Here is an 8344-nt window from a genome sequence, read left to right on the forward strand (position 1 = left end):
CGGCGCGGGGGCGGGCTGGCTGCGTCCGATCCGGACCGAACGGAGCCTCGGCAGATCGGTGCGGCGCCGGAGATCTGCGGTGGCCAGGGCGATGCGTACGCCGGTCCAGTCCTCGCCGGTCCGCTGGGCGACCGAGGCACGCAGTACCAGATTCCCGCTGTCGTCGCCCTGCCGGTGGGTGAGGCGGTACGCCGGCACCCAGACGGCGCCCGGCACTCCGTACTCCAGCTCCAGTTCCACCTCGGCTTCGCCCGCGTCGAAGGGGCCGTCGAGGGCCAGGACCGCGCAGACCGTGGTCTCCACGTGCGCCGACGGCGCGTCGGTGGACGCGCGCTCCAGCCGGTCCGTGGCGACCATGAGGTCGTGCTCGGCGCCGCGCACCGCTTCTTCCAGCACGACGAGGTGGTGGTGCAGCCCCGTCAGCCGCTCGTCGACGAAATCGGCGAACTCCAGCCACGCGTCCGCCGGGGTGCGCCGGTGCGGGTCATCACGCTTGCGGCCGGGCGGGACCGGGTGGAGAGCCTCGACCTCCTTGATCACGCTCAACTGCCGGTCCCGGCGCCCCTGCGCCGAGTCGTACGCGTCGCGCAGCCGCTCGTACTCGCGCCGCAAGGTGTCCGGCGCGTCCGCGGGGGGCGGCTCGGCCTCGACTTCGATGCGGGCCTCGGTGACACGTACCCCGGAGGCTCCCAGGACCCGGACCCGCAGCGAGCCGGGATCCAGGGAGCGGGGCAGACCCGTCACCCGCAGCCGGCCGTCGGAGGGCACGGCGCCCCGGGCCAGACGGCTGCAGAGCGCGCCGTGCGCGTACACCACGACGGAATCGAGGGTCGACCCCCACCTCAGTACTGACTCAGCCGTCATGCGCTCCGCCCCCGCCGCGTTCATGGTGAGTGCAGCCTACGCCGGGGCGATCGTGCGTACGCGCCGATCAGCCGGGTCCGCAGTCCGGGCACAGCCCGCGGTAGGTCACCTCGGCCTCCGAGACGGTGAAGCCGAACCGTTCGGACTCCGGCAGCTCGGCGAGCAGGTCGCCGGAGGGGTGGACGTCCCGGATGGCGCCGCAGCCGGAGCACACCAGGTGCTGGTGGGGGTGGTGGGCGTTCGGGTCGTAGCGCTTGGCACGGCCGTCGGTGGCCACCTCGATGACCTCGCCGAGCGAGACCAGTTCACCGAGGGTGTTGTAGACGGTGGCGCGGGATATCTCCGGCAGCCGGGAGGTGGCGCGTGCGAGGACCTCGTCCGCGGTGAAGTGCACGTGTTCACCGGCGAGTACCTCGGCGACCACCCGGCGTTGAGCTGTCATCCGCCAGCCACGTGCGCGAAGCCGTTGCAGCAGGTCACTCATGCCCACCAGCCTAACTGTGCGTTGTCCGACGATTGGATCCGTACACGCCTGTCGTTCGTATTGACTTGGACTATGTCCATCGTAGGATCGGTTCCGGTCGATAGCCAAGGGACAGGACAGCAGCGCGGAAAAGTACGTGACTTCAGGAGACGGGGCCCCTCGCCCCGGAATCCGGACCCGGCCTTCCCGCAGTCCGTTGTTCCTCAGCACCGTGATCCGCCCCGTCCGGAAGGATTTCCATGACTGAGAACCACGACGCGATCGTCACCGATCCGAAGGCAGAGGGGGCCGGCGGCTGCCCGGTCGCGCACGGCCGCGCGCCGCACCCGACCCAGGGCGGCGGGAACCGCCAGTGGTGGCCGGAGCGGCTCAACCTGAAGATCCTCGCCAAGAACCCCGCCGTGGCCAATCCGCTCGGTGAGGAGTTCGACTACGCCGAGGCGTTCAAGAGCCTCGACCTCCCGGCGGTGAAGCGTGACATCGCCGAGGTGCTCACGACGTCGCAGGACTGGTGGCCCGCAGACTTCGGCAACTACGGCCCGTTCATGGTCCGGATGGCCTGGCACAGCGCCGGCACCTACCGGATCAGCGACGGACGCGGCGGAGCCGGAGCCGGCCAGCAGCGCTTCGCCCCGCTCAACAGCTGGCCGGACAACGCGAGCCTCGACAAGGCCCGCCGGCTGCTGTGGCCGGTCAAGAAGAAGTACGGCAAGAACCTCTCGTGGGCCGACCTCATCGTCCTCACCGGAAACGTCGCCCTGGAGACGATGGGTCTGGAGACCTTCGGCTTCGGCGGCGGCCGCGCGGATGTGTGGGAGCCCGACGAGGACGTCTACTGGGGCCCCGAGACCACCTGGCTGGGCGACGAGCGCTACACCGGCGACCGGGAGCTGGAGAACCCTCTCGGCGCGGTGCAGATGGGCCTCATCTACGTCAACCCCGAAGGCCCCAACGGCACTCCGGACCCGATCGCCGCGGCCCGCGACATCCGTGAGACGTTCCGCCGCATGGCGATGAACGACGAGGAGACGGTCGCCCTGATCGCGGGCGGTCACACCTTCGGCAAGACCCACGGCGCGGGCCCGGCCGACAGCGTGGGCCCCGACCCCGAGGCCGCTCCGATGGAGCAGCTGGGCCTCGGCTGGCAGAGCACGCACGGAACCGGCAAGGGTGCCGACACGATCACCAGCGGTCTGGAGGGCATCTGGACCGACACCCCGACCACCTGGGACAACAGCTTCTTCGACATTCTGTTCGGCTACGAGTGGGAGCTGTTCAAGAGCCCGGCGGGCGCCCACCAGTGGCGGCCGAAGGACGGCGCCGGCGCCGGTACGGTCCCAGACGCGCACGACGCGTCGAAGACCCACGCGCCGACGATGCTGACGACCGACCTCTCGCTCCGGCTCGACCCGGCGTACGAGGAGATCTCGCGGCGCTTCCACCAGAACCCCGACCAGTTCGCCGACGCCTTCTCCCGCGCGTGGTTCAAGCTGACCCACCGTGACATGGGCCCGGTCGTCCGCTACCTCGGCCCGGAGGTCCCGGCGGAGACCCTGGTGTGGCAGGACCCGCTGCCCGCCCGGACGCACGAGCTCGTCGACGCGGCGGACATCGCCTCCCTCAAGGAGCGGATCCTCGCCACGGACCTGTCGGTGTCCGAACTCGTCTCCACCGCGTGGGCGTCCGCCTCGTCCTTCCGCGGCAGCGACAAGCGCGGCGGTGCCAACGGCGCCCGTATCCGCCTCGAACCGCAGAACGGCTGGGAGGTCAACGAGCCCGACCGGCTCGCGGGCGTGCTGCGTACCCTCCAGGGCATCCAGGAGTCCTTCAACTCCGGCGCGCAGGGCGGCAAGCAGGTCTCCCTCGCCGACCTGATCGTGCTCGCCGGCGCGGCGGGCGTCGAGAAGGCGGCCAAGGACGCCGGCTCCGGCATCGAGGTCCCCTTCACGCCGGGCCGCGTCGACGCCTCGCTGGAACAGACCGACGTGGAGTCGTTCGTCGAGCTGGAGCCGCAGGCCGACGGATTCCGCAACTACCTCGGCAAGGGCAACCGGCTGCCCGCCGAGTACCTGCTGCTCGACCGCGCGAACCTGCTGAACCTGAGCGCGCCCGAGCTGACGGTCCTCGTCGGCGGGCTGCGCGTTCTGGGCGCCAACCACCAGCAGTCCTCGCTCGGCGTGCTCACCGAGACCCCCGGTCGGCTGACCAACGACTTCTTCGTCAACCTGCTCGACCTGGGCACGGCGTGGAAGGCCACGTCCGACGACGCGAGCACGTTCGAGGCCCGCGACGCCTCGGGCAAGGTCAAGTGGACCGGCAGCCGGGCCGACCTCGTCTTCGGGTCCAACTCCGAGCTGCGCGCGGTCGCGGAGGTCTACGCGAGCGACGACGCGAAGGAGAAGTTCGTGAAGGACTTCGTGGCCGCGTGGGACAAGGTCATGAACCTGGACCGGTTCGACCTCGTCTGAGCGTGAGTCCGGGCCGGCCTCCTCACGGGGCCGGCCCGGACCTGTGCCGCGGGGCGGCGACCCGCCGCCCCGCGGCACAGGTCCTTTCGTCCGGATCATGCCGGGCTCGCGGGATCCGGCACGCGCATCTGCGGCCCGGCCCGAACGAAAGGCCCTGAGGGCTGTCCCGCAATTCCTGGCGGGCGCACGACGACAGCTACGGCACCTCTCCCCGTTGCCTGAAGGGCACGGGGGGACCCCTCCGTTGTCGAAACGCCGGAATACATTCAGTATGCGGGCGCCTCTCCGCCTTGCGATGGATCGCATCTGACGCCGTGCGCTGATCCACCAGGAATTGCGGGACAGCCCTTAGGCTGCCAACCGGCACCGCCACCTGCACCGATCCAGGAGCTCACCTCATGTTGGACCCCGCAAACACACTCCCGTACCCCGATGCCTTCGGGCCGGACGGAGCCCCCGCGCCGCACCCGCTGCTGGAGCCGTTGCTCGGATTCCTCGGCAGCTGGACCGGCCGGGGCCGCGGTGGGTACCCGACCCTCGATGAGGACTTCACGTACGCGCAGGAGGTCACCTTCAGCCATGACGGGCGGCCCTTCCTCCACTACGAGGCGCGCGCCTGGCTGCTGGACGCGGAAGGGCTGCCGCTGCGGCCGGCGGCGAGGGAGAGCGGCTGGTACCGGATGCAGCCGGAGGGCCGGGTGGAGGCGCTGATCACCCAGCCCACCGGCATCGCGGAGATCCTGACCGGCCGCGCGGACGGTGGCGCGGTGGACCTCACCACCCACCAGGTCGCGGTCACCCCCACCGCCAAGGACGTCGAGGCCAGCCGGCGCCGGTACACCCTGGCGGACGACGACACGCTCGACTTCGTCCACGACCTCGCGGCAGTCGGTCACCGGCTGCGGCACCACCTCACGGCGCAGCTCCGCCGTGCGGCCCGGAGCCGGCCGTAGGGCGAGGAGCGTCCGCCGGACGGGCTCAGCGCAACGCCTCCGGGAGTTCCTCCCGGTGGATGATGCCGAGGCGCTGCGTGGCCCGGGTCAGCGCCACGTACAGATCACTCGTCCCGAACAGGGCGGGCTCCACGACCAGCACATGGTCGAACTCCAGACCCTTCGCCTGGCGCGGGTCGAGCAGCACCACCGTGTGTGTGAGGTCGGGTTCGGCGCCGGCGGTGACTCCGGTCAGGGGAGCGCTGATCTCCTCGTGGAGCGCCCGCGGCGCGATCACCGCGAGGCGCCCCTCCTCGGGCGTCAGCTCCAGGACCGCCCGGGCCACCGCGCCCGCCAGGTCGTCACCGGAGTCCCGCAGCCACGGCACCTCACCCGTGGACCGTACCGAGGCGGGCGGCTCGAACGAGGGGTCATGGGCGCGCAGCACCCGGGCGGCCAGCTCCATGATCTCGGCGGGCGTACGGTAGTTGACCTTCAGCGCGACGTGCTCGAAGCGGTCACCGACGTACGGCTCCAGGATCTTCTTCCACGAACCGACGCCCGCTTCCTCCGAGGTCTGCGCGGGGTCGCCGACCAGGGTCATCGAGCGGGTCGGCGAGCGGCGCATCAGCAGGCGCCACGTCATCGGTGACAGCTCCTGCGCCTCGTCGACGATGATGTGCCCGAACGCCCAGGTGCGGTCCGCGGCGGCGCGCTCGGCCGCACTGCGGTGATCGGCCTCCTCCTGGCGGTCCGCCATCCGCTCCGCGTCGATGATGTCGTGGGCCGCGAGGACCTCGGACTCCTCGTCCTCGAACTCGAACGACTCCGAGCCCCGCGACAGCTCCAGCACGCCCTGCGCGTAGGCGATCCGCTCCTGGCGCTCGGCCTCCGCGGCCGCCCGCTCGGCGCTGTCGTCGGCCCCGAGGAGCTCCGCGGCCTCGTCGAGCAGCGGCACGTCGGCAGGGGTCCACCGCGCACCATCGGGCGCACGCCGGATCGCCTCGGCGTCATCGGCGGTTACGTGGACGGGGTCGGCCAGGTACTCGGTGAGGAACGCCTCCGGGGTCAGCGGCGGCCACAGCTCGTCGATGGCGCTGTGCACCGCCCCGCTGACGGCGACCGCCTTGCCGAGCTGGGCGATGTCGTCGGGGCCGAGGAAGTTGGGCCCGCCGTACGGATCGGCCCCGATGCGCTCCGTGAGCTGGGCGGTGAGTGCGTCGATGATCCGGAACGCGAAGTGCGGGCGGGCGAGATTGTGCGGCAGCAGGGTGTCGCGGGCGGCCTGCCGGGCCTCGTAGGCGATCTCCCAGTCGAGGATCAGGTCCCCGTCGTCGTGTGCGATGACCATCGCCGCACCGGGCTCGGGCAGCAACTGCCGGTCGCGCACGGCCATGGCGAGAGCCTCCGCCATCGGCTCACCGCCCTTGACCGTGGCGGCGCGGGGGGTGTCCGTGCCGTCGGCGTGGACCCCGGGGAACAGCTCGGCCTGCGTGGCGAGCAGCACCCCGGTCTCGCCGAGCGCGGGCAGCACCTCACCGATGTAGCTCAGGAACGCCGGGTTGGGGCCCACGATCAGGACGGCGCGCTTGGCGAGCAGCTCACGGTGTTCGAACAGCAGGAACGCTGCCCGGTGCAGCGCCACCGCCGTCTTCCCGGTGCCGGGACCGCCCTCGACGACGAGCACACCGCGGTGCGGTGCGCGGATGATGCGGTCCTGCTCCGCCTGGATGGTCCGCACGATGTCGCCCATGCGGCCGGTGCGGGCGGAGTTCACGGCGGCCAGCAGCACGGTGTCACCGCTCGGGTCCTCGAACCCGGTGCGCTGCCGGTCCCCGACGTCGAGGATCTCGTCGTGCAGCTCGGTTACGTCGCGGCCCTCGGTGGTGATGTGCCGGCGCCGGCGCAGCCCCATGGGGGTGTGACCGGTGGCGAGGTAGAAGGGGCGGGCGACCGGCGCGCGCCAGTCGATGAGCAGCGGGGTGTGCGCGGTGTCGTCCTCGCGGATTCCGATACGGCCGATATGGTGCGCGGTGCCGTCGGAGAGATCGATGCGGCCGAAACACAGCGAGCCGTCCACCGCGTTCAGGGCCGCCAGCAGCCCCGAGCGTTCGGCGACGAGCACATCGCGCTCGAGGCGGGCCTGCAGCCCGGTGCCGACCGGCGTCAGCGCGTCCTCGACGTGCTGGGCGGCGACTCCGCGCACCGCGTCGACGCGGTCGTAGAGCCGGTCGATGAATTCCTGCTCCTTCTGCAATTCGGCGCTTTCCCGAGTTGACAACATTGCTCCCTGACGGATATGGTGTTTCTTAGTGGCCCCCCGTGCGGGGCCTTTTCTGTGGGCGCACAGAAACACTCAATATACTCGGGAAAATCCCCGGTCCGCAATTGCGGACCGGGGATTTCTTGTTGCTGAGGGTCGTACGGGCGGCGGGTGCGTGGGCCAGTCCCACCGGTCCTGGTTTCAGTCCCACTGGTCCTGGTTGATGAAGCGGCTGAAGCCTCGCCAGGAGTTGGGGCCCATGACGCCGTCGATGGGGCCGGTGTAGCCGTGGGCGGCCGACAGTCGTTGTACCGCGGCCCAGGTGTTGGTTCCGGGGACTCCGTCGAGGGGTCCGGTGTAGCCCCAGTTCCGCATGTTCAGCTGGAGCGCGGCGTAGGTGTTGGTTCCGGGGACCCCGTCGATCGGTCCGGTGTAGCCGGACTGGATCCGCAGCCAGTTCTGCGTCCGTTGCCACATCACGGGGCCCGGGACACCGTCCTGCTCCGTCGACGTCTTCGGCAACCCACCACCGGTCGGTGGCGGGTCGGTCGGCTCGGTAAGGTCGAACGCCCAGGGGCGGGCGAGGTTGAGATCGACCGGGGAGACGCCACCGGCGGATCCCACCGAGGTGTACTGGTGCGCCGCCCAGTCGGGGTACCGGCCTCCGAGGTCGGGCTCGCCGGACCGGGTGCCGTCGTTCGGCCCCCAGGAGGCGGCCCACAGGTGGGCGCCGGCGGCGATCGTGCGGCTCCAGGTCCCGGACCGCAGTGCGCCGGTACTGATGTAGAACCACGGCACGTAGCTGCCGACCCGCTCCCGTACGCGGTTGAACCAGGCGGCCACGTCCGTGTCGTCCCACAGGCGGGTCGAGTCGTCCAGAACCTCGACATCCAGCGCGAGCACGTCGCCGGCCCGGTAGTCGTGCAGATGGTCCACGAAGTAGTCGGCGGCGGCCGCGGGCGCGAGGAAGTCTCCCGACAGCCAGTAGTGCCCCACCCGCAGTCCGGCGGCCCGGGCTCCGTCGACATGGCCGACGTAGGAGGACGTGGTGTACGGACCCTCGACGAGCTGGCACCCGCCGGCCTTGGCGATGACGAAGCGCCGGCCCTCCGCGGCCGCCCGGGCGTAGTCCACGCCCACCTGATAGTTCGAGACGTCCACGCCTTCCAGCTCGGCCGCCCGCGTGCGGACCGGGCCGTCCGCGTCCGCCGGACCGGTGGCCAGGGCGATTCCGGCCGGGGTCAGTGCCGTCGCCACGACGCCGCGAATCAGCGTTCTCCTGTGCATGTCTCCTCCGGTGGGGCGGGGGGGTCCCGGCACGGGCGCGCCAGGG

The 8344-nt window shown here is 71.2% G+C and carries 6 protein-coding genes; 2 read left to right on the forward strand and 4 right to left on the reverse strand.

From position 1 onward, the window contains the following. Together JGS39_RS38070 and JGS39_RS38075 are read right to left on the reverse strand one after the other, a co-directional pair. A partial coding sequence (locus JGS39_RS38070; protein ID WP_219574345.1) for a DUF4139 domain-containing protein occupies window positions 1–864 on the reverse strand: 864 nt, incomplete at its 3' end. Between the two features lie 67 nt (window positions 865–931). Next, complete coding sequence (locus JGS39_RS38075) at window positions 932–1348, reverse strand: Fur family transcriptional regulator (protein ID WP_219574346.1); 417 nt, start codon at window positions 1346–1348, stop codon at window positions 932–934. 239 nt (window positions 1349–1587) lie between these two features. On the opposite strand from JGS39_RS38075, the gene katG reads away from it, so the two are divergent. Continuing rightward, on the forward strand, window positions 1588–3816 hold the full coding sequence (gene katG, locus JGS39_RS38080; protein ID WP_219574347.1) for a catalase/peroxidase HPI: 2229 nt from the start codon (window positions 1588–1590) through the stop codon (window positions 3814–3816). A 398-nt stretch (window positions 3817–4214) separates the two neighbouring features. Next, window positions 4215–4769: a nitrobindin family protein gene (locus tag JGS39_RS38085; protein WP_219574348.1), complete on the forward strand. Its 555-nt coding sequence runs from the start codon at window positions 4215–4217 to the stop codon at window positions 4767–4769. Between the two features lie 25 nt (window positions 4770–4794). Here the strand turns inward: JGS39_RS38085 and JGS39_RS38090 are convergent, their stop codons facing one another. Then, a complete protein-coding gene (locus tag JGS39_RS38090; RefSeq protein WP_219574349.1) occupies window positions 4795–7005 on the reverse strand; it encodes a HelD family protein in 2211 nt (736 codons plus the stop codon). A gap of 207 nt (window positions 7006–7212) precedes the next feature. Continuing rightward, window positions 7213–8298, reverse strand: coding sequence for a GH25 family lysozyme (locus tag JGS39_RS38095; protein ID WP_219574350.1), 1086 nt, complete (start codon window positions 8296–8298; stop codon window positions 7213–7215). Window positions 8299–8344: the final 46 nt, after the last annotated feature.

Source organism: Streptomyces poriferorum, from assembly GCF_019399235.1.
GTDB lineage: Bacteria > Actinomycetota > Actinomycetes > Streptomycetales > Streptomycetaceae > Streptomyces > Streptomyces poriferorum.